This window comes from Methylobacterium platani (assembly GCF_001653715.1).
Classification (GTDB): Bacteria; Pseudomonadota; Alphaproteobacteria; order Rhizobiales; family Beijerinckiaceae; genus Methylobacterium; species Methylobacterium platani.
Genome location: NZ_LWHQ01000090.1, coordinates 1 through 22,864, shown reverse-complemented (window position 1 = coordinate 22,864; position 22,864 = coordinate 1). Strand labels below are relative to the sequence as shown.

Here is a 22,864-nt window from a genome sequence, read left to right as displayed (position 1 = left end):
GCGCGAGCCCGCCCACGCCTCGCCGCGTCGTCCCGGACCTCGCCGGAACCGGAAACCCGGGACGACGCGGCGGGCGCCGTGGTCGCTACCGGATGAACCGGTCGACGTAATCCGCGCCCAGGCCGACGGATTCATAGTGCGCCCGGCACATGTCGACCTTGGTGAAGACGTCCTCGTAGCCGGTATGCCGGCCCCACGGGTCGACGTAGTACATGCAGCCGTTGACCTGGAAGTAGGTGATCATCTCCTCGACGCCCTCGTCGACGACCAGGGTATGGGTCTCGCCCGGCGGCTCGAAGGCGTAGGCGCCCTCGCTCGCGACCCAGTCGTGCTCGAGGTAGCGCCAGCTGCCCTTGAGCACGAAGGCGTGGACGGGACCGGGATGGCGGTGGCGGCTGAGGATGCCGGCCTTGCGCACCTTGAGGAGGTTCATCCAGTAGCCGGCCGAAACGTTCAGGCAGAGCGGCCGGAACCACACGCTGTCGGCCTGCGGCACCCAGATCCGGTCGTCCTCGGGGATCGCCGGCGCCACCACCAGGTCGGGCCGGATCTCGGCCGGCTGCGGATTCTGGTAGGGCATCCGCCGCAGGGTCCCGGCGTCGAGCCCGGCGGCGGGATCGCCGTCCGGTGGGCTGGCGCTCATGATTTCCTCCCAATGTCCATATCGTGGACTTTTTGTCCGTAATATGGATGATCCAGGAGAGCATCGGGCAAGTCAAACCGTGGCCGCCGCATGGCAGCGTTGCAGCGGGCCGAGTTCCGCTGCCTGGCAGCGTCGCAGCGGGCCGAGCCCCGTCGCCGGGGCGGCGGGGCTCGCATTCGTCGGTGCGGCGAGGTCAGTTCGGCCAGCAGCGGCGGCCGTAGGGGCCGATATGAAAGCCCGCCGGGCAGGAGCGGCCGCGGACATAGCCGCCCCACTGGCCGCCGGTCCGGCACCCCCCGTAGGGGCCGCGATGCCCGTAGGGCCCGCAGCCGCCATAGACCTGGATGATCGGCGCGCCCCCGGTGGCGATCGCGTCCTGGACCAGGGGAAGGGCGGAGGCCGGGCCCGCCAGCCCGGCGAGGAGGAGGGCGGCGGAGGCGAGGATCTTCGGCATGGATGAACCATCTCCCTGATGCGGTCGGGCCGGGAAGGCCGGCCGCGCGACGGGAAGGAGGTTCGCCCGCGCCCTCGTCCCGGATATGACGGCAGGCGGCGGATGTGTAACGATCGGTAACGGCCTCACGCCGCCGGCAGCTCGACCACCAGCCGGGCGCCGCCGAGATCCGCCGCGGCGGCCGAGAGGGCGCCGCCATGCGCCTCGACGATCTGGCGGGCGATGGCGAGGCCGAGCCCCGTGCCGCCGGTGCGCCGGCTGCGCGAGCGCTCGACGCGGTAGAACGGGCTGAAGACGGCGTCGCGCTCGCCCTCCGGGATACCCGGCCCGTCGTCGTCGACCACCACCCGGCAGGTCGCGCCGACCCGCTCGACCCGGACGGCCACCGCCGCGCGGCCGTAGGTGACGGCGTTCTGGATCAGGTTGGCGATCACCCGGCGGAGCGCCACGGCGTCACCGGCGACGACCGCATCCGCCACGTCCTCCCCCGAGAAGCCGATCGCGGCGCCGAGCGCCGCCTGCTCGGCCACCTCCGCGGCGACGAGGTCGGCGAGGTCGACGCCGGACCGCCGCGCCTCCACCGACGTGCCGCGGGCGAAGGTGAGCGAGGTCTCGATCAGGTCGGTCATCGCGTCGAGATCGGCGATGATCCGGGCGCTCAGGGTTGGATCGGCGACGCCCTCGGCGCGCAGGCGCAGCCGCGTCAGGTACGTCTTGAGATCGTGCGAGATCGCCCCGATCAGGAGCGAGCGCTCGGAGAGGAGCCCGGCGATGCGCTCCTGCATCGCCCGCACCGCCGCGGCGAGGCGGCGGATCTCCGGTGCGCCGCCGCCCGAGGGCACCGGCTCGGGCGTGCGCCCGTCGAAGCGCGCCACCGCCGCGGTGAGCCGGCGCAGGGGGGCGATCTCGTTGCGGGCGCCCAGGAGCGCCAAGCCGGCGACCAGCACGCCGAGCCCGGCGACCCAGAGGCTGAGCGGCTGGCCGAACAGGAACAGCGCGAGGCCGCGCGGCCGCTCGAGCGCGTCGATCACGACGACGCGCCCGTCCGGCAGGCGGTAGGTGGCGCGGGCGAGCCGGCCGAGGGGCAGCCGGCCGGGCGAATCCTCCGCCGCCCTCGCGGGATCGATCCCGCGATACAGCATCGACCGATCGGTATAGGCCTTGAGCTCCGCCTCCTCGGGCAGCCCCGCCAGGCGGCGCAGGCGCGCCTCGATCCCGGGCTCGTGCAGCAGGGTCGGCCCCTCCGGCGGAGCGTCCCGGCGGATCTCGGCCCGCAGGGACTGGCCGCTGACCGCCCGCAGGATCGCGGCGCGCTGCGCCGGCGGCGCCTCGTGCAGCAGCGCGACGATGCCGGCGGCCTGGTCGATGCGCGGGTAGGGCGTCGGATAGAGATGACGGACCTCCCGGCGCTGCCAGTGGTCGAGGGCGACCGTGGCCAGCACCAGGGCCGAGAGGGCACCGAGCAGGATCAGCATGATCCGCCCGAGCAGGCCGACCCGGCCGGGGAGGCCGACCCGGCCCGGACGACCGGCTCTGCCCCGAAGGCCGACCCGGCCCCGGAGACCGCGCGCCGTCACGGGGCCTCCGCCGTGAGCGGCGTCACCGGCGCCGCCAGGATGTAGCCGGCGTTGCGGACGGTCTTGATGAGGGCGGCGGCCATGCTGCCGGCGCCGTCGAGGCGGTGGCGCAGGCGGCTCACCTGCACGTCGATGGTGCGGTCGAAGGCGTCGGCGGTGCGGCCCCGGGTCCAGTCGAGGAGCTGGTCGCGGGAGAGCACCCGCTGCGGGCGGGTGACGAAGCAGTGGAGCAGGTCGTACTCGGCGCTGGTGAGCGGCACCTCCACCGCCGCCTCGCCGGTCCGGACCGTGCGGGCGGCGAGGTCGATGACGAGGTCGGCGACGCGCAGGCGCTCCGCCGCGGCGGCCGGGCCGGGGGGCGCCCCGCCGGCCCGGCGCAGCACCGCGCGGATCCGGGCGAGCAGCACGCGCGGGTTGAAGGGCTTCGCGACGTAGTCGTCGGCGCCCATCTCCAGGCCGAGCACCCGGTCGATGTCCTCGTCCTTGGCGGTCAGCATGATGACCGGCGGGCCGCCGGCCTCGCGCAGGCGCCGGCAGATCGACAGCCCGTCCTCGCCGGGCAGCATCCAGTCGAGCACGACGAGGTCCGGCCGCCTCCCTTGCGCGAGCAGACGGTCGAGCCCGGCACCGCCGTCGAGGCAGCGGACACGGAATCCCTCGCTCTCGAGGTACCCTGCGAGCAGGGCGCGGATCTCGGGATCGTCCTCGACGAGGGCGATGGTCGGATCGTCCTTCATGACGTTCGAGGATACGGCCGGGCCCCCTCGCGACAACCGGAAAGGCGCTGGGGTTACAAAACGTTACACCGCGTCGGAGGCCGTCGCGCGGCGGAGGCATCCCCGGGCGCGAACCCGGCGCCCGGCGGATGGCCCGGTCAGTCGTCGTGCCGCCGCGTCGGGTCGACCGCCACGATGGCGCCGCTCTCGGCGTAGACCGCCCCCAGCACGGTGCGGAAATGGTGCCGGACCTTGCCGTAGCATTCGCAGGCGGATTGCTCGGCGACGGCACGGTCCAGGATGGTGATCTGGCCCCGGCGCACCGAGATCAGGCCCCGGCGCTGCAGCGCGCCGAGCACGCCGGTGAGGTAGGTGCGGCGCACGCCGAGCATCTCGGCCAGCATCTCCTGCGTCACCGGCAGAACCGGCGTGCCGAGACGATCCTGGAAGGTCAGGAGCCAGCGCAGGCAGCGTTCCTCGATCGGGTGGACGGCGTTGCAGGCCACCGATTGCAGCACCTGGGCGAGCAGGCAGTCGGCGTAGCGCACGAACAGGTCGCGCAGGGACGGGGAGGCGGCCCTCGCCCGGGTCAGCCGCTCGGCGTCGAGGCGCAGCACCGAGCCCGACACCTGCACCACCGCCTCGCTGAAGGCCGGCAGGTAGCCGTTGCTCACGACCCCGCCCACCGCACCCTCGTGCCCGACCGTCGCGGTCTCGACCATGCGCCCGTCGCGCATGCGCGAGACCAGGGTCACGGTGGTCTGGTTCAGCGGGAAGGTGACGTGCGAGACGTCCTCGCCGGCGCGGAACAGGACCGTGCCCCGCGCGCGGTGCCCGCGTTCGAGATACGGCGCCAGCAGGGCGCGGTCGTTCGTGTCGAGGGCTTCGAGCAGGAGGTTGCCCTCGAAGAGCCCGCCTTCCGGGGATCGCGGCTCGTCCGGCGCATTCAAGGTCGTCGTCTCCGGAAGTCGTCGGCGCGCCGGTGCGGGCCCGGCCGGGATGGGGCGTCCGCTCCGGTGAAGGCGACGGTCGCGGGGAATGGGGTGGCCCTCGCGCGCCGCGCGTCCCGTCACCGGAGCGAGCCGACGCTTGATCTAACGACCACACAGTCTCGTGTCTGTCCTGTATCGAACGTTTCACGCTTGAATCCGGCCTATCTCCATTAGCCGAATGCATGATCTGGACGCACTCCGCATACTATGCCCCACTATGTAGTCGATCAAGCTTTCGCAGGAGTCGTGTATTATATTAACGCGGCGGCATCGAGTTCCGTCGTTCCTGTTCGCCTTTTCGGCACGCTTCGCGCACCGACGATCCGCGCCGGGGCGGCACGGCGAGGGGTGACGCGACGTCGGCCGAGGACCGTCCACCCCGAGACCGGGCGAGACATGATCGCAGCGATCGCGCGACGCCTCGCCGGCTGGGCGCAACCGAGGCGATCCGCCATGCGCCGGAAAAGGTCGCAGCGCTGCGCGACCCGCCCCGTCTCCGAGCGGCATGGCGACGCAAGTATATCTTAATATATTCCTATCGTCGATCGACGCTTTTCAATATGTAACGCCGATCGATCCCCAAATCAAAAGACGAAACACGCTATCCGTCCCATCATCCCTCCGAGGCAGATACCCTCGAAGAGCTGCGCGCCCGGGGACGTCACCGAGAGAGCCGCACCGTCCACCGGGGATGCCGCAAAAGTCCTACTCGCACGGCGCGACGATCCGGCGCGGCGTCACACGGTTTCCGGCTGATCGCTTCGCGATGCGGAAACCGGCTTCACCGCGCGGGCTGGTGATCCCGTCCGGGCAGGGGATCTTCCGGAGACGGGATCAGCCGTCGAGGGCCATCGTGCCGGAATGCCCCATCACCGAGCGGGTCAGGCGGTCGGCCCCGAGCTCGCCGCCGCTATATCCGAGGAGCTCGGCGAGCTTGTCGCGGGCGCGGCAGACCCGGCTCTTCACCGTGCCGACCTTGCACTGCATCAGCGCGGCCGCGTCCTCGTAGGAGAGGTCGCCGACGGCGACCAGCATCAGGGCCTCGCGCTGCTCGGCGACCAGCTTGTTCAGCGCCGCCTGCAGGTCCTGCACGTCGAGGCGGTCGCCCTGGTTGGGGGCGGAGGTCAGCCGGGCCGAGTACGTGCCCTCGCCGTCCTCGACCTCGCGGGCGCGCTTGCGGTGCTCCGAGTAGAAGGCGTTGCGCATGATCGTGAACAGCCAGGCGCTGAGATTGGTCCCGGCCTCGAACCGGTCGCGGTTCTGCCAGGCCTTCAGCATCGTGTCCTGCACTAGGTCGTCGGCGCGGACCGGGTTGGCGGTCAGGGTCAGGGCGAAGCGGCGAAGCGCCGGCGCCGCCGCGAGCAGGTCCTCGCGGAACCGGTCCTGCTTCGGCGCGCCCATGATGGCGAGCGCCTGTTCCAGCCGCGTCAGCAGATCCGCGAAGGCGGCGGGGGCCGGCTCCTCCTCGACCGCGGCGTAATGGGCGCGCAGCCGCTCGCCGAGATGCTCCTGCACCGAGACGGGCAGGGCGGGGGCGGTCTTCGCGGCGGGATCGGCCGTCAGGGCATGGGCGGTCTCGGGCGGACCGGGGGGCGTGCTCTGGGTCATCGGGTCTTCGGCTGGCGCGGGGATCGCGCCAAGCTAGACCATAAGCATCCCGGAGGCGAGGGCGAAGCCGCCCTCGTCCGCTGCATTGCGGCAGAGGACGGCCGTCCGTGCCGCCGCGTTGCCGCGACGGCACGGGTCCCGGTCTCCGGCGCCCCGCCCGGTCGCGTCGCGATCGGGCGCCGCTCCAGGTCGTCGGCCGTGCCGCATGCTCCTTCGACGAACCGGCATCCGCTTCGCCGGACAGTACCTTAGCGGCGGCCCTTCAGCAGCCAGCCGGCGGCGAAGGCGAGGCCGGCGACGGCGAGCAGCGTCTCGGTCGGATGGGTTTCGGCGTGGCGCAGGGCGGCGCGGCCGCGGTGGCGCGCCTCGCCGTAGGCGTCGCGGCCGCGCGCATAGGCGTGGCGCCCGCGCCGCTCGACCTCGTCGGCGAGGGCGGCGCCGTCATGCGTCAGTTCCTCGGCGACGCGCCGGCCGCGGCCATAGGCGTACTGGGCGCCGCCGATCACCTGGTTCAGCGCGCCCTCCGCCTGCGGCCGGACGCGGCCCGACACGGCGCCGAGCGCGGTCTGGCCGCGGCCCTTGATGTTGCGCAGGCCGCCTTCGATCTGGTCCCTGTTCATGCTGGTCTTTCTCCGTTCCCGCAAAGAAAAGGCCGGCCTCCCGCACGGGGTGCGAGGGGACCGGCCCGATCGTTCGCTCGGTCGGGCCGGCGCGAGGCCGGCCCGCGCCCGGATCAGAGCTTGCTCTTCACCGTGTCGGCGGCGTTCTTGACGCCGTCCTTGACGTCGCCGGCGGTCTTCTGGGCCTCGCCCTTCAGCTCCTGGGCCTTGCCCTCGGCCTGCAGCTTGTCGTTGCCGGTGGCGCTGCCGACGCCCTGCTTGATGTTGCCGACCGCCTCGTTGGCGAGACCCTTGATCTTGTCGGTGGTGCTGCTCATGGGAAGCTCCTCGGTTCGTGCAGTTCAGCGACTGCTCAGGTCTGACGAACCGCCGAGACGGCACATTGTTCCGCTGCGACAGAGGATCGGGCCGGCCCCGGGCTGGACCGTGGCGGCGGAACCCGCTAGGTCGCGCGCCCCTCCCTCCGGCACCGGCAGAGATTCGGCATGGCGGCCTGCGGCCTCGATTTCGGCACCTCGAACACCACCCTCGGGCTCACGGGAGCCGGGGGCCTTGCGCTCGCGCGGCTGGAGGGCGAGGCGGTCACGATCCCGAGCGCGATCTTCTTCCCGCCCGCCGGCGACGAGGCGATCGGCCGGGCGGCGATGACGGCCTACGTCGAGGGCCATCCGGGACGGCTGATGCGCAGCCTCAAATCGGTGCTCGGCTCCTCCCTCCTCGACGAGACCACGCCGGTCGGGCGCCGGCGGCTGTCGTTCCGGGCGGTCATCGCCCGCTACCTCGGTGCCGTGAAGGCGCGGGCTGAAGAGCAGACGGGCGACGCGCTGACCCGGGTGGTGCACGGCCGGCCGGTCCACTTCGTCGACGGCGACCCCGACGGCGACCGCCGGGCCGAGGAGGCGCTCGCCGGCATCGCCCGCGAGGTCGGGTTCCGGGACGTGTCGTTCCAGTACGAGCCGATCGCCGCGGCGCTCGACTACGAGCGCGGGCTCGCCCGCGAGGAGGTGGCGCTGATCGCCGATATCGGCGGCGGCACCTCCGACTTCTCGGTGGTGCGCCTGAGCCCCGAGCGCCACCGGGCGGTGGAGCGCGCCGGCGACATCCTGGCCAATGACGGCGTGCGGATCGGCGGCACCGATTTCGACCGCACGCTCAGCGTCGGCGAGGTGATGCCGCTCCTCGGGCTGGGCAGCCCGATGCGCCGCCCCGGCCTCGACGTGCCCTCGTCCTACTACCACGACCTCGCCACCTGGTCGCAGATCAACCGGCTCTACGACGGCAGGACGCTGCGCGAGCTGCGCTCGCTGCGCCGCGACGTGGCGCGCCCCGACCTGATCGACCGCCTCGCCGCGGTGATCGAGGCCGAGCGCGGCCACACCCTGGCGATGGAGGTCGAGGACGCCAAGATCGCCCTCTCGGAGGTCGACCGGATCGGCCTGCCGCTGGGCTGGGTCGAGCCCGGCCTGACGGCCGAGATCGGCCGCCCCGAGCTCGCCCGGCACACGGCCGATCTCGCCCGGCGCATCGGCGCCTGCATCGCGCGCTGCCTGCGCGAGGCCGGGGTGGCGCCGGGCGGGATCGACGCCCTGTTCCTCACCGGCGGCTCGACCCGCCTCGCCCCGGTCCGCGCCGCCATCCTGGCGGCGGCCCCGGAGGCCCGGGTGGTCGAGGGCGACACCTTCGGCTCGGTCGGCCTCGGGCTGACGGTCGAGGCCGCCAGACGCTACGGGTAGCTTCGGCGTTACGGCCGAGGGCTCACTGCGTCGCCGCCGCGACGCCTGCGCGGGCGGCCTCGTTGAACGAGGTGTCGAACACGCCCGCCGCGTCGAGCCGGCGCGGGATCAGCCCGCCCCGGTGGTAGAGGTCGGCGACGCGCTGCTCGTCGGCGATCACGCGCTCGTCGATCGGCGCCGGGCGGATGTCGGCCCGGCGGAACCAGGCGAGCGGTACCGCCTCCGGCAGGCCGATCAGCGCCGACCAGCGCCGGGCGAAGGCCTCCGGATGCGCCGTGCCCCAGACCCGGGCCCGGGCGAGCCGCCGCACGAAATCCTCCAGCGCCGGGCGCTTGCCCGCGATGGCGTCGTCGCGGGCGATCTGGAAGCTGAGGCCCGGGGTCAGCCCGCGCCCGTCGGCGACGACCCGGGCGCGGCCCGAGGTCTCGAGTTGCGAGGTGTAGGGCTCCCAGGTCGCCCAGGCGTCGATGGCGCCGGAGGTCAGCGCCATCTGGGCGTCGGCCGGCAGCAGGAACGACAGCGCGACGTCGCCCGCGCCCCAGCCGGCGCGCTCGGCTTGCGCCAGGACGAGCATGTGGCCGATCGAGCCGCGCCCGGTCGCGACGCGCCGTCCCTTGAGGTCGGCGAAGGTCTTCACCGGCGAATCCGGCCGCACCAGCAGGGCGAGGCCGGCCTGGTCCTGGCGGATCGCGAAGATCGCCTTGATCGGCGCGCCGGCGGCGGCCGCGAAGGTGAAGGGCGCATCGCCGGCGATGCCGGAGTCGATCGCCCCGGCATTGAGCGCCTCGAGCAGCGGCGCGGCGGCCGGGAACTCGCGCCATTCGAGCCGGTAGGGCAGCCCGTCGAGGACGCCCGCCGCCTCCATCAGGGCGCGCGAGCCGCCCTTCTGGTCGCCGACCCGCAGGACGGTCTCGGCGTGGGCGGGCAGGGCGGAGAGGGCGAGGGCGAGGAGGCCGAGGATCAGGCGCATGCCGGGCCTCACGCGGCGGCCGGGCGGCGGGCCGGCGCACCGGCGAGGCGCCGGAAGGCCGGGATCAGCGCGCGCCCGTACTGCACCGCGTCCTCCAGCGGGTCGAAGCCGCGGATCAGGAAGGTCGTCACCCCGAGCTCGCGGTACTCGTGCAGCGTCTCGGCGACCTGCTCGGGCGTGCCGACGAGCGCCGTGGAATTGCCCTGCGCCCCGGTCTCGGCGGCGATCGCGGTGTAGAGCCGCCGGTCGAGCCGCTCGCCCTGCGCCGCCGCCGCGAGCAGCCGGCGCGAGCCCTCGTTCTGCGGCGCGGCGGCCGTGCCGAGGCCGCGGGTGGCGCGCAAGGCCCGGGTGCGCTGCAGGATGGCGTCCGCCCGCGCCCAGGCGGCCTCCTCGGTCTCCGCGAGGATCGGCCGGAACGACAGGCTGAAGCGGATCCGGTCCTCGCGCCCGTGGCTCCGCGCGGCGGCGCGCACCCGGGCGATCGTCTCGCGCACCTGGGCCTGGGTCTCGCCCCAGAGCGCGTAGGTGTCGGCGTGCCGTCCCGCCACCGCGATCGCGGCGTCCGAGGAGCCGCCGAAATAGACCGGCAGGTGCGGCTGCTGCACCGGCTTCACCGCCGAGTAGCCCTGCGCGACGCGGTAGTGGCGCCCGGCGTAGTCGAACGGCGCCGGGCTGGTCCAGGACGCCTTGACGATGTCGAGGTACTCGCCGGTGCGGGCGTAGCGCTCGTCCTTGGTCAGCGCGTCGCCGTCCTGCGCCAGCTCGGCGTCGTTGCCGCCGGTGATGATGTGGACGCCGACGCGCCCGTCGGTGAGCTGGTCGAGGGTCGCGAGCTGGCGCGCGGCCACCGTCGGCGCCTGGAAGCCCGGCCGGTGCGCGATCATCAGGCCGATCCGCTCGGTGACGGAGGCGACGTACTGCGCCAGGGCAAAGCTGTCGGGCGCGGTCGAGTGGAAGGCGATCAGCACCCGGTCGAACCCGCCATGCTCGTGCGCCTGGGCCGCCGCCCGGAGATAGGCGCGGTCGACGACCGGGCCGGCCGGGGCGTGGATCTCCGACCCGTACTGCGCCGCCACGAAGCCGATGAAGTGCACGTCGTCCGCGTGTGCCATGCTGAAAGGTCCTCGCTCAGGCGCCGAGGGCCGCGCGCCCGGCCGCCAGCCGGACCGCGTCGCCCTGGGGCGTGTGGATGCGCGCGCAGAGCACGTCGCGCAGGTGGCGCTCGAGCGGGTTTCTCCGCGAGAGGCCCGGATTGCCCACGAGGGCGACCGCGTCCTGGACGACCGCGATCGCGTTCTCGGTGACGGTGAGCTTCACGAGGCCGCCCTCGCTCGCGGAGGGCGGCTCCCCGGCATCGGTCTCGGCGGCGACGCCGCGCAGGAGCCGGCGATTGACGGCGAGCCGGCGCGCATTCTCGCCGACGGCCTCCTGGATCCTCGGCAGGCTCGCCAGCGGCGCGCCGAGATTGGCCGGCCTGCGCTCGACGAGGTGGCCGCACAGCCACGCCTGCGCCGCCCGCGCGACGCCGTCGTAGAGGCCGCCGAGCAGGGTGGTGAGCCAGGCGGTCGTCACCGGGTCGGGCCCGCCCCATTCGGCGGGCGGGCGCAGGTCGAGGGCGTGGTCGCCGGGGACCGCGACGTCGTCGAGGACGACGTCGTGGCTGCCGCTCGCCCGCAGGCCGAGGTGATCCCAGGTCTCCTCGATCCGCACCCCCGGCGCCGCCATCGGCACCGCCACGAACCCGACCCGCGGCTCGGCCTCGTCGGTACGGGCCCAGACGAGGCCGGCGGCGAGGACTGGCGCCCCGGTGGAGTAGATCTTGCGCCCGCTCACCCGCCAGCCGTCGGGCGTGGCCCGGGCCACCGTCTCCGGCAGCCCGCCGCGGGACGGCGAGCCGAGGGCCGGCTCGACCCGGAGCGCGTTGACGAGGGCGCCCTCGCGCAGGGCCGCCCGCTGCAGCCGCGCGACGATGCCGTCCGGCCCTTCGACGCGGCCCGTCCGGGCGAGGCTGGCATGCTGCACGAACTGCATCGCCAGGACGAGGCTCGCCGCCGGATCGGCCTCGGCGAGCGTCCCGATCACCGCGGCGGCGACCGTGAGCCCGGCGCCCCCGCCGCCCCGGGCGGCCGGCACCGTCAGGCCGGCGAGTCCCGCCTCCCGGATCGCCGCGAGGCTCGCATGGGCAAAGCGCCCCCCGCGGTCGTCGGAAGCGGCGAGCGGCGCCAGGACCGGCACGAGCGCGCGCGCGACCGCGACGGGGTCCCCGGCCGTCGCCTCGGGCGCGGGCCGCCGGAGCGCGATCGTCATGCCGCGGCGCCTCGCGGGCCATCGGGGTGGGGGGCCGGGCGGCACGGGATCGGGGTCGCGGTCCGTCCTGCGTCGCAACGGCGTCGAGCCGGCGCGCGACGGGTCGCGATTGCGAGGAAGTGCCGATATTCGAACATGTCAGAACGATAGCCGGGACGAGGCGAGCGTCAACCGGAATGATGTTCTGATATATTCGGGAGATTGAGAAGTATTTTTCTTGCGCGACGATCGAAGCGAGGACGATCATCGAGGCGGACCATGCACCGACCGGGGTCGCGATCCGGTCGACGAACCTCGGTGCCCGGTCGAGCACGGGCAGGCGTGGTGCCGGCACGCGCACGACCCTTCACGAGCCACACCCCTTTCCCGGACGACTGAAGCGTCGGCGGAAGCAGATCCGGGATCCGGCGGAAGAAGTGCCGCGAAGCGGCTCTGCATGCTGCCACGTTGCGGAAAGCCGGACGCTTCGCGCGTCCTTGTGCTGGTTCCCGGACCTCCCTCCACGTCGTTACGGTCGTCCGGGAGAGGGGACGACTGACGACAGGGCGAGGGGCTGCCGGCACCCCGGCTGCCGGCGGCCCTCACGCAGGCTCCCGGGCCGGCGGCGCGGAGAGGAGGCCCTGGGCCCGGCCCTCGCCGAGGAGCCAGCGGTGGAACGCCCGCGCACCGGTCTTCTTCAGGGAGGCGGGATTCCAGGCGAGGAAGTAGGGCTCCGGCAGGGGCAGGCGCAGGTCGAAGGGAATGACCAGCCGGCCCGTCTCGAGCTCCGGTCCGATGAAGGCCAGCTGCCCGAGCACGAAGCCCTGCCCGGCGAGGGCGGCGTCGATCGCGCTGCCGGACAGGCCGTAGGTGAGGTTCGCCGGCGGCGGCCGGGTGCCGATCAGCCGGCCCCACTCCGCCCAGCCCGGATTGGCGCCGAAGCGCGGGTCCCAGGCGATGTGCAGGAGGGGGAAGCGCAGGATGTCCTCCGGCCCGGACAGGGGCCGTCCCGCGATCAACGCGGGCGCGCAGACCGGCACGATGTGATCGGTGAACAGCTCGGTGCGATGCGGCGGGTGGGTGCGGCCGCCGTAATAGATGCGCAGGTCCGCCGCGCCCTGGCCCAGATCCGGTTCCGCGTCGCTGCCGACGAGCGAGATGCGGGCCTGGGCGCCGAGCTCGGTCCAGTCCCGCATCCGGCGGCCGATCCACTTGCCGAGCACGGTCGTCAGGCAGGACAGGACGATCACGTCCGCGGCCGCCTCGCGCAGGACCGCGCCGGCCTCGGCGAGGGCCGCGAAGCCCTGGCGGATCTGCGCGTGGTAGGTCGCGCCGAGCGGCGTCAGGCGCAGACCGCGGCCGTCGGGGGCCACGAGCTTCGCCGCCACCGCCTCCTCGAGCTTGCGCAGCTGCTGGCCGATCGCCCCCGGCGTCACCCCGAGATCGGCGGCGGCCAGCGTCAGGCTGCCGGTCCGGCCGAGGGCGTCGAAGGCCTGGAGCGCCTTGAGCGGGGGGAGGGCGGACATCGCGATCGTCGATCGGGGCGGGAGGGAGCCGGCCCTGCCGGCCCGTGCTCCCGGACCCGGCAGGTTTTCTAAACCATGAAGCAGAATTTCTCCGGTTCCGGCAAGCCCGCCCCCCGGCATACTGCGGCGGCCGAGACCGCGCCGGGACAGTCCGGGACCCCATGCATCGACGCCACCGCGCAGGAGACCGCGAATGCCCCGATCGGACCAGCTGAAGCTCGGCACGTTCGTCTACACGTTCGGCTTCCACCCCGCCGCCTGGCTGCATCCGGGCAGCGACGTGCGCGGCGCCAACGACCTCGGCCACCTGACCCGCTGCGCCAAGGTCTCCGAGGCGGCCAAGCTCGACTTCATGTTCTTCGCCGATTCCCCGGCGAGCGCGGTCGGCGAGGCGGGGGCGCTCGCCCGCAATCCCACCAAGATGAACCGCTTCGAGCCGATCACCGCGATCACCGCCCTGTCGCAGCACACCGACCGGATCGGGTTCGTGGCGACCGCCTCGACGAGCTACTACGAGCCCTACAACATCGCGCGGCTGTTCGCCTCGGCCGACCACCTCTCGCGCGGCCGGATCGCCTGGAACGTCGTGACCTCGGACCACGACGAGACCGGCTACAACTACAACCGCGAGGGGCTGGCGCCCCATGCCGAGCGCTACGAGCGCGGCGAGGAGTTCCTCGACACCGTGTTCGGCCTCTGGGACAGCTTCGAGGACGACGCGCTGCTGCTCGACCGGGAGAGCGGCGTCTACCACGACAAGGACAAGCTCCACACGCTCGACCACAAGGGCAAGCACTTCCAGGTCCGCGGCCCGCTGAACATCGCCCGCACGCCGCAGGGGCGGCCGGTGATCGCCCAGGCCGGCGGCTCCGAGCAGGGCATGGAGCTCGCCGCCCGCACCGCCGAGATGGTGTTCTCCCTCGCCTCGAACATCGAGAAGAACCGGGCCTTCTACGCCAACGTGAAGGGCCGGATGGCGGCCTACGGCCGCGACCCGGACGACCTCAAGATCCTGCCCGGACTCGTCATCAACGTCGGCGAGACCCGCGAGGAGGCCGAGGCCAAGGCCGAGGAGCTCGTCCGGCTGATGCACCCCGATGTCGGGCTCCTGATGCTCCAGGAATTCCTGGAGACCGACCTCCACGGCGCCGACCTCGACAAGCCGTTCCCGATGGACCGGATGCCCGCCTCCGCCAAGGGCTCGAAGGCGATGTTCGAGGAGCTGAAGGAGTTCGTCACGAAGGGCCACACGATGCGCGAGCTCATCACGCACTACGCCCGGCGCCACACCGGCAACGGCCTCACCGGCACGCCCGCCGAGGTCGCGGACTTCATGCAGGAATGGTTCGAGACCCGCGCGGCGGACGGCTTCATCCTGATGTGCCCGACCCTGCCGTCGAGCCTGGAGGACTTCACCCGCCTCGTCGTGCCCGAGCTGCGCCGCCGCGGCCTGTTCCGCGAGGAGTACGAGGGGACGACGCTGCGGGCCCATCTCGGCCTGTCGACCCCGCCGACCCGCCACGCGCGGGCCCGCGGGCGGGCGTGAGCATGGCGAGGACGACGGCGGCCCCAAGGTCGCATGCGGATGTCCGACGCGGCGGATGCGATGTCCCGGACGGGGGTAGGATGAGCGGAGACGACCTTGCCTCTTCCCGGCTGCGGCCGGGCGACGCCGAGACCGTCCGGCAGGTGTGGCGCGGCGTCGGCGCGACCGTGGCGCTGATCGCGACCGAGCACGGGCCCGGGCGTCACGCGATGCTGGCCACCGCCGTCAGCGCGGTCTCGATGGACCCGCCCTCGCTCCTCGTCTGCGTCAACCGCACCGCCTCGGCGCACGAGGCCCTGCGCGGGCGGGCCGCCTTCTCCGTCGGCATCATGGCCGCGCCGCACCGGGACCTCGCGGCCGCGATCGCCGCGGCGCCGTCGGCGACGCGGTTCGCGCACGGCACGTGGCGCCGGCTGGAGGCCGCCGCGGCGCCGATCGACGGCCTGCCCTGGCTCGAGGAGGCGCAGGCGACGCTGTTCTGCGCCACCGAGGCCTGCCTCGATCACGGCACGCACACGGTCATGATCGCCCGGATCGCCGGGGCGATCGGCTCGCCTGCGATCGATCCCCTGCTGTACTGCGACGGCGGCTACGGCCGGTTCGCGGCCGGGAAAGGGTGAGCCCGCGCCGCGTGGTTCCAGGGCGGCGCTCAGCCCCGGGCGGGCGCCGCCCCGGCCTCCGGGCCGAAATTCGCGACGAGCTGATGCTCGCTGCCGGGATAGAGCAGCCTGACCCCGGTCACCCAGTCGCCCGCGGCGTTCGTGCGCCGGACGATCTCCAGGCAGGCCTCGCCGACCGCGATCTCCAGGAGCTTGGCCTCGGCCGCGGTCGCGTTCACCGCCCGGACGCGGTGGCTCGCGACGCTCCACGGCACCGCCTGCAGCAGCCAGGCCCCCGGGGCGAGGGCGGCGAAGTCCTGGGCGGTCGCGCCCTCGGCGGCGGCGGGGTTGATGAGGCGGGTCTCGAGGCAGAACGGGCGGTCGTCCGCGAGGTGCAGGCCCTGCAGCCACAGGACCGGCCCGCCGCCGGTCGCGCCGCCGAGAAGCAGGGCGTCCTCCTCCTTGCCCGGCCGCGTCCGGCGCGCGAGCAGGCGGAAGCGGTAGGCCCGGCCCGACCGGCGCACCTCGTCGCGGATATCGGCGATCGCCACCACGGCGGATTCGGCCCGCGGCTGCGCGACCTGCGTCCCGCTCTTCTTGCGCCGGACGAGGAAGCCCTCGCGGGCGAGCTGGCCGAGCGCCTTGTTCATCGTCATGCGCGACACGCCGTAGCGCTCGGCGAGGTCGGTCTCGACCGGCAGCCGCGATCCCGGCGGCCAGGCGCCGTCGACGATGAGCGACCGGATGTCCTCGACGATGCGGTCGTGCCGCGTCGCGGTCCTGGGTGGGGCCGCCGTCTCAGACGGGGTAGCCGCGTCGGGCGAGCCGATAGCCGGACCGTCCCGGCCGCGCGCGCGGCGCGATCGGTCGGTCGCGCTCACGCGGGCTTCAGCAACATGGCCGCCCCGCGATCGAGGTAGGTTTCGAGGAACTGCGTCAGGCGCGGGTGGCGCGGCGGGGCGAACAGCTCCGCCGGCGGGCCGTTGAGGAGGACGCGGCCGTGATCGAGGAAGACGATGCGCTGGCCGACCGTCGCCGCGAAGCCGATCTCGTGGGTGACGACCACCATCGTCATGCCCTCGTCCCCGAGGTCGCGCATGACGTTCAGCACCTCGCCGGTCAGCTCGGGATCGAGCGAGGCGGTCGGCTCGTCGAAGAGCAGGATCTTCGGCTCGAGCGCCAGGGCGCGGGCGATCGCGACGCGCTGCTGCTGGCCGCCGGACAGCTCGGAGGGGTAGTGCCGGGCCCGCGCCTCGAGCCCGACCCGGCGCAGCTGGGCCATGCCGCGCTCGCCGGCCTCCCGGCGCGACAGGCCCTGCACGGTGACCAGCGCCTCGGTGACGTTGCCGAGCGCCGTCATGTGCGGCCAGAGGTTGAACTGCTGGAACACCATGCCGATGCCGGAGCGGACCTCGCGGATCCGCGCCTGCGGCAGGCGCCGGCGCCGGCCGTCGGCCTGCTCCTCGAAGCCGAGCGGCTGGCCGTTGACGAGGATCGTGCCGCTGGTCGCCTCCTCCAGGAACGCGATGCAGCGCAGGAGGGTCGACTTGCCCGATCCCGACGGCCCGATCAGGCAGGTGGTGGCGCCGCGGGCGATCTCGAGGTCGATGCCGTGCAGCACCTCGGTCTGGCCGTAGCTCTTGCACAGGCGGCGGATGGCGATGGCGGGGGCGGGGAGCGTCATGCGAACCTGAACTTCGACAGCCGGCGCTCCAGCGCCCGCCCGGCCCAGCCGCAGGCCTCGACCAGCAGCCAGTAGATGAGGGCCAGAAGGAACAGCGATTCCACGAAGGCGTATTGCTGCGAGCCGAGCGCGCTGATCACGGCGGTCGCCTCGGGCACCGCGATGATCGACAGGATTGCGGTCTCCTTGACCAGGATCACCGCCATGTTCACGCATTGCGGCAGGACCAGCATGGTCATCTCGGGCACCAGGATGCGCCGGACGATCTGTGCCCGGCTCAAGCCCACGCATTGCGCGGCCTCGACGTGGCCGCGCGGCACCGCGACGAAGCCGGCCCGGAAGATCTCGGAGAAGTAGGCCGCGGCGTAGACGCTGAGGCCCAGGAGCCCGGCCGGTACCGGATCGAGCCGGATCCCCACGAACGGGCCGCCGAAATACAGCAGGAAGATCTGGATCAGGAAGGGGGTGCCGCGCAGGACCTCGACCGCGAGCCGCAGGGCGAGGCCGAGCGGCCCCGGCCCGAAATGCCGCAGCGCGGCGACGGCGAAGCCGAGCCCGATGCCGAGCGCCAGCGCGGCGAGCCAGATGCCGAGGGTGACCTGGAGCCCCGCCAGGATCGCCGGCAGCGCCGCGACGACGACGGCGAGGTCGAAGCTCATGCGAGCCGTCCCCGGCGCAAGCCGCGCTCGGCCAGGGCGCCGCCGCCCGCCACGATCCAGTTGATCGCGAGGTAGAGGCCGCCGGCGACCGAGTAGAACAGCAGCGGCTCGTAGGTCGAGGCCGCGAGGTTCTGGGCCGTGCGCGTCAGCTCGATGACGCCGACCACCGAGACCAGCGAGGACGCCTTGAGGATCAGGATCGCCTCGTTGACGAGAGCCGGCACGGTGAGCCGCAGCGCGATCGGGGCGCGGATGCGGCGGAACTGCTGCCAGGGCGACAATCCCGCCATGTCGGCGGCTTCCAGCAGGCCGCGCGGCACGCTGGCGAAGCCGCCGCGCAGGTTCTCCGCCTGGTAGGCGGCGGTGCAGAGCGAGAGGCCGACCAGCGCCGCCACGACGCTCGGGACGACGATGCCGACCGCCGGGAGCAGGTTGTAGATCAGCAGCAGCTGGACGAGGAGCGGGACGCCGCGGAAGAAGCTGACGAACACGCCCGCCGGCCAGCGCAGCCAGGGGCGTGGCGACAGCTTGGCGGCGCAGACCAGGATGCCGACCAGGAGGCCGATCCCGATCGAGGCGACGCTGATGACGACCGTGTAGCCGGCCGCCTTCAGCATCAGTTCGAACAGCCGGGCGGTCATCGGGCGCTCAGGGCGGGAACCGCGTCAGAAGCTCGGCTCCGGCGCCACGTCCGGCGTGTCGAACGAGGTGCCGAACCACTTCTCCTGCATCTTCTTCATGCGGCCGTCGGCCTTGATCTTCACCAGCGCCGCCTGCACGGCGTCGAGCAGGGGCTGATCGTCCGGCTTCTTGGTGCCGATATAGCCGAAATAGCTCGTCTGGCCGAAGGGCGGCTTGACGACCGCGAAGGTGCCCGGCTGCTTGGAGGCGACGTAGGCGATGTTCGGCAGCGAGTTCGCGACCGCCGCGATGCGCCCCGCCGCGAGGTCGGCATAGGCTTCGTTGAAGGCCGGGTACTCGCGCGCCACGACCGGCTTCGGCAGCGTCGCGCTGTAGGTCTTCAGCTGGGCGAGCTGCGCCGTGGCCTTGCCGGCGCCGACCATCTTGCCGGCGATGTCCTCGGGCTTCTGGATCGTCGCGTCCTTGGCGCCCTTCAGGACGGCGACGGTCGCCTCGGCGACCGGCGACAGGAACCGGTAGCGCTCCATGCGCGCCTTGGTGATGGTGGCGGGCCCCGCCACCATGTTGAACTGGCCGGCTTCGAGGGCCGGCAGCACGCCGTCCCACGGCAGCTCGACCCACTGGATCTTGACGCCGAGCTCCTTGCCGACCTCCGCGAAGGCATCGACGTTGAAGCCGGCATGATCGCCCGCCGCATCGATGAAATCGAACGGAGCGAAGGCGGTTTCGGTCCCGACCTTGAGAACCCCCGCCGCCTTGACGCGCGCGAGGGAATCCTGGGCCTGCGCCAGCAGCGGCATCGTCATCGACAGCCCCATCCCGAGGGCGATCTGTACGAAGAAACGCTTGTTCATGCAGATCTCCCGTCGGATAAAGCAGGGCGACTGACACGCGCCGATCGATAATATGATTAGACATATGGGCGTCATCCGCGCCTGGTTGTCAATCCGTTGGGCAGCCTGCGAACTGGGAAAAGATCAGGCAGATCGTGCCCTTCCGTGAGGCGGACGGCCCTCCGCGCGCCTCGCCGCCCATCGTCCGCGACCGGTTTCGATGCCTCGGCGCCCTCTCTCGGCCCTCCCACGGGACCTGAATGCTCTCGCGACTTGCCTTCGCGCGAGGCTTGGCGCGTGGCTTGGACTCTTCCGAGACTGGGCGTCGCGCGGCTTCTCGCTTCGCGCGAACGTTGGCTTCGCGGCTCGGAGCCGGAATCCGGAAGGGGTCGCGGCCCACGATCCGGCAGCCGGCCGCGTCTGCGGCTCGCCTCCGCGGCGACCGCACCGATCCCGCGACGACCCGGGAGCACTCGAACATGTCGGATGAGATGACCGCGCCAGCGAAGCTCGAAGCTCGAAACCGCTGGCGCGCCCTACGGGACTCGAACCCGTGTTTTCGCCGTGAAAGGGTCTCTCTGACGTCTTTCCGAGTCTACGGCTGTCCCCAAAATCCGTTCAACATCAGATTGTTAGTTCGCAGGCGTCTAAGCTTGTGCGTGCGAGTTTTGCCGCGCATATTGGACATCTGTTGGACACGGATCAGGAAGACACCTCCCATGGCCCGAACCGTCCGCGACGCCAACCTGGAGACGCGCACCGCACGCGCTCGTCTTGAGCAACGAGGAAAACCGTATTTCCGCACGCTCGAACCCGGCTTGCATCTCGGCTACCGCAAGGTGGCCAAGGGTGCAGGCAAGTGGGTGGCTCGGCACTACGTCGGTGAGCGCACCTACGAAGTCGAGACGCTGGCGACGGCGGACGACTTCTCCGACGCCGACGGTGTGGCGATCCTCAGCTTCCGGCAGGCTCAGGAGCGAGCCCGCGAGCGCATGGTTCAGCGCGCTCACGCTGCGGCCGGCAAGACCAGCCCGTTGACCGTCAAGGATGCCCTGGAAGCCTACCTGGAGTTCCTTGACGCGAACCGGAAGTCGGGCCTGGATGCTCGCCATCGTGCGCAAGCTTTCATCTATCCGTCCCTCGGCGAGGTCGAGGTGGAGGCACTGACGACGTCGAAGCTTGAGAAATGGCTTGCCGATCTGCCGAAGATGCCAGCGCGGATCCGGTCTAAGGCCGGGGCGGAGCAACGCTACCGCAAACTCGGCGAAGACGACGAGAGCAAGCGCCGGCGACGGTCGACAGCGAACCGCACACTGACGGTGCTGAAGGCGGCGCTCAATCGGGCGTGGCGCGCAGGCAAGGTCTCGTCCGACGCAGCCTGGCGACGGGTCGAGCCGTTCGAGAACGTGGATGCGGCACGGGTACGCTACCTGACCGTGGTTGAGGCCAAGAGGCTCATCAACGCGGCTGAACCTGACTTCCGCGCGCTCGTGCAGGGAGCGCTTCAGACCGGGGCCCGCTACGGTGAGCTGGTCGCACTAAAGGTGTCTGACTTCAATCCGGACTCCGGCACGATCGGGATCCGGCGCAGCAAGTCCGGCAAGCCCCGCCACATCGTGCTCACTGACGAAGGCGCCGCGTTCTTTGCCCGCCATGTCGCCGGTAGGGCAGGGGATGCGTCCATGTTCGTGAAGTCGAGCGGCGGGACTTGGGGCGCCTCGCATCAGCTGCGACCGATGGCTGACGCCTGCCGCAACGGCCGGATCACCCCGGCGATCGGCTTCCATGGCCTGCGCCATACCTGGGCGAGCTTGGCGGTCATGAACGGCACGCCCCTGATGGTGGTGGCGCGCAACCTCGGCCACGCCGACACACGCATGGTCGAAAAGCATTACGGCCACCTAGCTCCATCCTACGTGGCTGATGCGATCAGAGCAGGCGCACCACGGTTCGGAGCCATGAGCGACAATGTTGAGCCGCTGCATTCATCGGGAGGTTGATACGATCGATGAAAATGAAAATGATCCCATCTGGCCATCTGCTACTACAAGATGCGTGGCAAGATTTGACAGAACGGTACGTGAATTTGGCTTATCCTGATGGAAGGCCAAAACTTCCTTCCGGCGAAGAAACATCAAGTTTTCTTTTAGGAATGCACCAGTTCCACGCGAGTTACGTAATACAGCAATGTCTACTCGATGGCGAGATGGTGGGACTATATACCGATCTTGAGGGAACAAAGAATATTCCAGCAGGATTTTGGCGAGACAATGCTGGGAACGATGCGATATGGAATGGAATAACTCCAGCTAGTTTAACTAGCAGCAGCGAGTGGATATTTGTTACATCCAATCAATACAAAGATTTATTATCAGCTTTGCGAATGATCGAGGTTGCTGGCGCCGGGCTGCAGATTGATAGGGCTGAGGCTCACGGGGATGATACCGCTAAGCGGAAGACACTAACAGCAGCGGATATTCGTAGCGCCGTCGCGATGTTGAGCAAGGAAACTCGGGCGAAAAGGATGACGCGCGACGCGCAGAAGCGGCTTCTCCGTCAGAGTTTCGCAGGCAAGGACATCACAGAGGCGAATTTTCGCAGCATTTTCAAGGAGGTGCCGACCAAGATCGGCGCGCCCAGAAAGGCTGACAAGGAAGGCTGACGCTAAATTCGAGCGTCAGCTTTATCATAGTTGTTGATAGATAATCGTCTGCATACCTTGAAGCACCGCCAGAGACGAAGGCAGGTGCACAGATGCAATCACTGACGATCCATGAATGGTGCGAGCGCCACAAGCTGTCTCGCGCAAGTTTCTACAATCTGCTGAAGGCCGGCAAAGCGCCGCGCATCATGAAAGTCGGTGCAGCTGTCCGGATCACGGATGACGCTGACCGCGACTGGTGCCGTGCGCGAGAGGCCGATGCACTAATGAAGCAGCAGGAGGCCGCGTAACAGGCATGGCCCACAACGTCAGAACCCCCGCCGCGGGCACGGCGAGGGTCCTGGGAAATGTCTGCGTCGCTGCTGACACCTGGGATATACCGTACAGTCCCCGCGAAATCCAGATGCGGCGCTTGCTTGCCCGCTTCGATTTCAGCCCTGAGCGCGCTCGCGCCGTCGCCGAGTTGGCGTTCGCTACGACCGGGAGGCGCGCGTGAGCGCCCCCACCCCCGCGCTCCGGCCGGCCGATCGATATGGTCCATGGGCCGACGGACTGAGCACGGCCGAGCGGCGCGCACGGCTCAGGTGCTTGCGAGCTATCGTGCACCTCGTTTGCGGCACTCACGGTGCCGATCTAGCCGCGACGCTTGAGCAGGCAGAATTCGAAGCTGATGCGCTCCGGCGCTCTGTCGATGAGCTGGGACGGCTTGCCTCTTTGGATCGAAGGAAGGTGCTGACAACGTTCGCGACGCTGCACCGCCGGCGCGCGCCAAACCGGGGGAGCGAGTCATGAACGCGCCCCTCCGGAACACCAACCACATCGCCCACGGCAGCCCCGAGATGCTGCGCGAGTGCGCGGCAGAGTGTCTGAATATGGTCAGCTTTTACACCGGCATGGCAGTCGATTACGCCGCTGCCACCGACGATGTCGGACTCAACTACGCGACCCGTCAAGCCGTCGCCGCAATGCGCCAAGCCGTCAGCATCTTGGCGATGCTCCGCGCGATGAAGGAGAACGGCAGTCAGAACCGCGAGGAGGTGCAGTCGTGAAGCGCGAGCACGATCCTCTCGACGAGCCGCTGCCTGACATGGGGCCTGGGATTGCCCCGTTTCTG

General features: G+C 71.2%; 24 protein-coding genes. 7 read left to right on the top strand and 17 right to left on the bottom strand.

Features of this window, described 5'->3' with window-relative positions:
* Window positions 1–85: 85 nt before the first annotated feature.
* From A5481_RS30550 to A5481_RS30515, 8 genes are all read right to left on the bottom strand, one after another.
* Entirely contained in the window at window positions 86–643 is a 558-nt protein-coding gene (locus tag A5481_RS30550; RefSeq protein ID WP_048434880.1) for a 2,4'-dihydroxyacetophenone dioxygenase family protein, read from the bottom strand.
* A 193-nt stretch (window positions 644–836) separates the two neighbouring features.
* Window positions 837–1,097, bottom strand: a complete 261-nt coding sequence (locus tag A5481_RS30545; RefSeq protein ID WP_048434881.1) for a GCG_CRPN prefix-to-repeats domain-containing protein — start codon at window positions 1,095–1,097, stop codon at window positions 837–839.
* Window positions 1,098–1,222: 125 nt separating this feature from the next.
* Window positions 1,223–2,674, bottom strand: a complete 1,452-nt coding sequence (locus A5481_RS30540) for a sensor histidine kinase (protein ID WP_245238921.1) — start codon at window positions 2,672–2,674, stop codon at window positions 1,223–1,225.
* A complete protein-coding gene (locus A5481_RS30535) occupies window positions 2,671–3,411 on the bottom strand; it encodes a response regulator (protein ID WP_048434882.1) in 741 nt (246 codons plus the stop codon). The genes A5481_RS30540 and A5481_RS30535 overlap by 4 nt, the downstream gene beginning before the upstream one ends.
* A 137-nt stretch (window positions 3,412–3,548) precedes the next feature.
* Window positions 3,549–4,340 (bottom strand): Crp/Fnr family transcriptional regulator, encoded by a 792-nt coding sequence (locus A5481_RS30530; protein ID WP_048434883.1) that lies wholly within the window; start codon window positions 4,338–4,340, stop codon window positions 3,549–3,551.
* 876 nt (window positions 4,341–5,216) lie between these two features.
* A complete protein-coding gene (locus A5481_RS30525) occupies window positions 5,217–5,990 on the bottom strand; it encodes a NepR family anti-sigma factor (RefSeq protein ID WP_053082416.1) in 774 nt (257 codons plus the stop codon).
* A gap of 248 nt (window positions 5,991–6,238) precedes the next feature.
* The gene (locus tag A5481_RS30520) at window positions 6,239–6,610 is read right to left on the bottom strand and encodes a CsbD family protein (protein ID WP_048434884.1); all 372 of its coding nucleotides are present in this window, start codon (window positions 6,608–6,610) and stop codon (window positions 6,239–6,241) included.
* Window positions 6,611–6,723: 113 nt separating this feature from the next.
* Window positions 6,724–6,927: a CsbD family protein gene (locus tag A5481_RS30515; RefSeq protein ID WP_048434885.1), complete on the bottom strand. Its 204-nt coding sequence runs from the start codon at window positions 6,925–6,927 to the stop codon at window positions 6,724–6,726.
* 168 nt (window positions 6,928–7,095) lie between these two features.
* Between A5481_RS30515 and A5481_RS30510 the strand changes: the two genes are divergently transcribed.
* Window positions 7,096–8,343, top strand: a complete 1,248-nt coding sequence (locus tag A5481_RS30510) for an Hsp70 family protein (RefSeq protein ID WP_048434886.1) — start codon at window positions 7,096–7,098, stop codon at window positions 8,341–8,343.
* A 22-nt stretch (window positions 8,344–8,365) separates the two neighbouring features.
* On the opposite strand, the gene A5481_RS30505 is transcribed toward A5481_RS30510, so the two are convergent.
* The 4 genes from A5481_RS30505 to A5481_RS30490 form a co-directional block, all read right to left on the bottom strand.
* Window positions 8,366–9,313 (bottom strand): ABC transporter substrate-binding protein, encoded by a 948-nt coding sequence (locus A5481_RS30505; protein WP_048434887.1) that lies wholly within the window; start codon window positions 9,311–9,313, stop codon window positions 8,366–8,368.
* Window positions 9,314–9,321: 8 nt separating this feature from the next.
* The gene (locus A5481_RS30500) at window positions 9,322–10,425 is read right to left on the bottom strand and encodes an LLM class flavin-dependent oxidoreductase (RefSeq protein WP_048434888.1); all 1,104 of its coding nucleotides are present in this window, start codon (window positions 10,423–10,425) and stop codon (window positions 9,322–9,324) included.
* 16 nt (window positions 10,426–10,441) lie between these two features.
* Entirely contained in the window at window positions 10,442–11,620 is a 1,179-nt protein-coding gene (locus A5481_RS30495; RefSeq protein WP_053082417.1) for an acyl-CoA dehydrogenase family protein, read from the bottom strand.
* Window positions 11,621–12,201: 581 nt separating this feature from the next.
* Window positions 12,202–13,125 carry a LysR substrate-binding domain-containing protein gene (locus tag A5481_RS30490; protein WP_048434889.1) on the bottom strand — a complete coding sequence of 308 codons (924 nt, stop codon included), beginning with the start codon at window positions 13,123–13,125 and terminating at the stop codon, window positions 12,202–12,204.
* A 193-nt stretch (window positions 13,126–13,318) separates the two neighbouring features.
* Between A5481_RS30490 and A5481_RS30485 the strand changes: the two genes are divergently transcribed.
* Window positions 13,319–14,671, top strand: coding sequence for an LLM class flavin-dependent oxidoreductase (locus A5481_RS30485; protein ID WP_048434890.1), 1,353 nt, complete (start codon window positions 13,319–13,321; stop codon window positions 14,669–14,671).
* An 80-nt stretch (window positions 14,672–14,751) separates the two neighbouring features.
* Window positions 14,752–15,291 (top strand): flavin reductase family protein, encoded by a 540-nt coding sequence (locus A5481_RS30480; RefSeq protein ID WP_048434891.1) that lies wholly within the window; start codon window positions 14,752–14,754, stop codon window positions 15,289–15,291.
* 29 nt (window positions 15,292–15,320) lie between these two features.
* Here the strand turns inward: A5481_RS30480 and A5481_RS30475 are convergent, their stop codons facing one another.
* From A5481_RS30475 to A5481_RS30455, 5 genes are read right to left on the bottom strand one after another with little or no spacing between them, the layout of a single operon-like run.
* Entirely contained in the window at window positions 15,321–16,151 is an 831-nt protein-coding gene (locus A5481_RS30475) for a histidine utilization transcriptional repressor HutC (protein ID WP_053082418.1), read from the bottom strand.
* Window positions 16,148–16,954, bottom strand: a complete 807-nt coding sequence (locus A5481_RS30470) for an amino acid ABC transporter ATP-binding protein (RefSeq protein ID WP_048434892.1) — start codon at window positions 16,952–16,954, stop codon at window positions 16,148–16,150. The genes A5481_RS30475 and A5481_RS30470 overlap by 4 nt, the downstream gene beginning before the upstream one ends.
* Entirely contained in the window at window positions 16,951–17,613 is a 663-nt protein-coding gene (locus tag A5481_RS30465) for an amino acid ABC transporter permease (protein WP_048434893.1), read from the bottom strand. The genes A5481_RS30470 and A5481_RS30465 overlap by 4 nt, the downstream gene beginning before the upstream one ends.
* Window positions 17,610–18,254 (bottom strand): amino acid ABC transporter permease, encoded by a 645-nt coding sequence (locus A5481_RS30460; RefSeq protein ID WP_048434894.1) that lies wholly within the window; start codon window positions 18,252–18,254, stop codon window positions 17,610–17,612. The genes A5481_RS30465 and A5481_RS30460 overlap by 4 nt, the downstream gene beginning before the upstream one ends.
* A 24-nt stretch (window positions 18,255–18,278) precedes the next feature.
* Complete coding sequence (locus A5481_RS30455; RefSeq protein ID WP_425339747.1) at window positions 18,279–19,073, bottom strand: transporter substrate-binding domain-containing protein; 795 nt, start codon at window positions 19,071–19,073, stop codon at window positions 18,279–18,281.
* A 734-nt stretch (window positions 19,074–19,807) separates the two neighbouring features.
* Between A5481_RS30455 and A5481_RS30450 the strand changes: the two genes are divergently transcribed.
* The 4 genes from A5481_RS30450 (at window position 19,808) to A5481_RS30440 (ending at window position 22,799) form a co-directional block, all read left to right on the top strand.
* Window positions 19,808–21,088 carry a tyrosine-type recombinase/integrase gene (locus A5481_RS30450; RefSeq protein ID WP_048434896.1) on the top strand — a complete coding sequence of 427 codons (1,281 nt, stop codon included), beginning with the start codon at window positions 19,808–19,810 and terminating at the stop codon, window positions 21,086–21,088.
* An 8-nt stretch (window positions 21,089–21,096) separates the two neighbouring features.
* Window positions 21,097–21,750 carry a hypothetical protein gene (locus A5481_RS34350; protein ID WP_156311907.1) on the top strand — a complete coding sequence of 218 codons (654 nt, stop codon included), beginning with the start codon at window positions 21,097–21,099 and terminating at the stop codon, window positions 21,748–21,750.
* Between the two features lie 92 nt (window positions 21,751–21,842).
* On the top strand, window positions 21,843–22,040 hold the full coding sequence (locus A5481_RS33030) for a helix-turn-helix transcriptional regulator (protein ID WP_082173204.1): 198 nt from the start codon (window positions 21,843–21,845) through the stop codon (window positions 22,038–22,040).
* 498 nt (window positions 22,041–22,538) lie between these two features.
* Entirely contained in the window at window positions 22,539–22,799 is a 261-nt protein-coding gene (locus tag A5481_RS30440) for a hypothetical protein (protein ID WP_048434898.1), read from the top strand.
* Window positions 22,800–22,864: the final 65 nt, after the last annotated feature.

Excerpts from the sequence above, each read along its gene's own strand:
- A5481_RS30550 (WP_048434880.1), bottom strand. The coding sequence starts at position 643 with ATGAGCGCCAGCCCACCGGACGGCGATCCCGCCGCCGGGCTCGACGCC.
- A5481_RS30545 (WP_048434881.1), bottom strand. The coding sequence starts at position 1,097 with ATGCCGAAGATCCTCGCCTCCGCCGCCCTCCTCCTCGCCGGGCTGGCG.
- A5481_RS30535 (WP_048434882.1), bottom strand. The coding sequence starts at position 3,411 with ATGAAGGACGATCCGACCATCGCCCTCGTCGAGGACGATCCCGAGATC.
- A5481_RS30525 (WP_053082416.1), bottom strand. The coding sequence starts at position 5,990 with ATGACCCAGAGCACGCCCCCCGGTCCGCCCGAGACCGCCCATGCCCTG.
- A5481_RS30520 (WP_048434884.1), bottom strand. The coding sequence starts at position 6,610 with ATGAACAGGGACCAGATCGAAGGCGGCCTGCGCAACATCAAGGGCCGC.
- A5481_RS30515 (WP_048434885.1), bottom strand. The coding sequence starts at position 6,927 with ATGAGCAGCACCACCGACAAGATCAAGGGTCTCGCCAACGAGGCGGTC.
- A5481_RS30510 (WP_048434886.1), top strand. The coding sequence starts at position 7,096 with ATGGCGGCCTGCGGCCTCGATTTCGGCACCTCGAACACCACCCTCGGG.
- A5481_RS30505 (WP_048434887.1), bottom strand. The coding sequence starts at position 9,313 with ATGCGCCTGATCCTCGGCCTCCTCGCCCTCGCCCTCTCCGCCCTGCCC.
- A5481_RS30500 (WP_048434888.1), bottom strand. The coding sequence starts at position 10,425 with ATGGCACACGCGGACGACGTGCACTTCATCGGCTTCGTGGCGGCGCAG.
- A5481_RS30495 (WP_053082417.1), bottom strand. The coding sequence starts at position 11,620 with ATGACGATCGCGCTCCGGCGGCCCGCGCCCGAGGCGACGGCCGGGGAC.
- A5481_RS30490 (WP_048434889.1), bottom strand. The coding sequence starts at position 13,125 with ATGTCCGCCCTCCCCCCGCTCAAGGCGCTCCAGGCCTTCGACGCCCTC.
- A5481_RS30485 (WP_048434890.1), top strand. The coding sequence starts at position 13,319 with ATGCCCCGATCGGACCAGCTGAAGCTCGGCACGTTCGTCTACACGTTC.
- A5481_RS30480 (WP_048434891.1), top strand. The coding sequence starts at position 14,752 with ATGAGCGGAGACGACCTTGCCTCTTCCCGGCTGCGGCCGGGCGACGCC.
- A5481_RS30470 (WP_048434892.1), bottom strand. The coding sequence starts at position 16,954 with ATGACGCTCCCCGCCCCCGCCATCGCCATCCGCCGCCTGTGCAAGAGC.
- A5481_RS30465 (WP_048434893.1), bottom strand. The coding sequence starts at position 17,613 with ATGAGCTTCGACCTCGCCGTCGTCGTCGCGGCGCTGCCGGCGATCCTG.
- A5481_RS30460 (WP_048434894.1), bottom strand. The coding sequence starts at position 18,254 with ATGACCGCCCGGCTGTTCGAACTGATGCTGAAGGCGGCCGGCTACACG.
- A5481_RS30455 (WP_425339747.1), bottom strand. The coding sequence starts at position 19,073 with ATGGGGCTGTCGATGACGATGCCGCTGCTGGCGCAGGCCCAGGATTCC.
- A5481_RS30450 (WP_048434896.1), top strand. The coding sequence starts at position 19,808 with ATGGCCCGAACCGTCCGCGACGCCAACCTGGAGACGCGCACCGCACGC.
- A5481_RS34350 (WP_156311907.1), top strand. The coding sequence starts at position 21,097 with ATGAAAATGAAAATGATCCCATCTGGCCATCTGCTACTACAAGATGCG.
- A5481_RS33030 (WP_082173204.1), top strand. The coding sequence starts at position 21,843 with ATGCAATCACTGACGATCCATGAATGGTGCGAGCGCCACAAGCTGTCT.
- A5481_RS30440 (WP_048434898.1), top strand. The coding sequence starts at position 22,539 with ATGAACGCGCCCCTCCGGAACACCAACCACATCGCCCACGGCAGCCCC.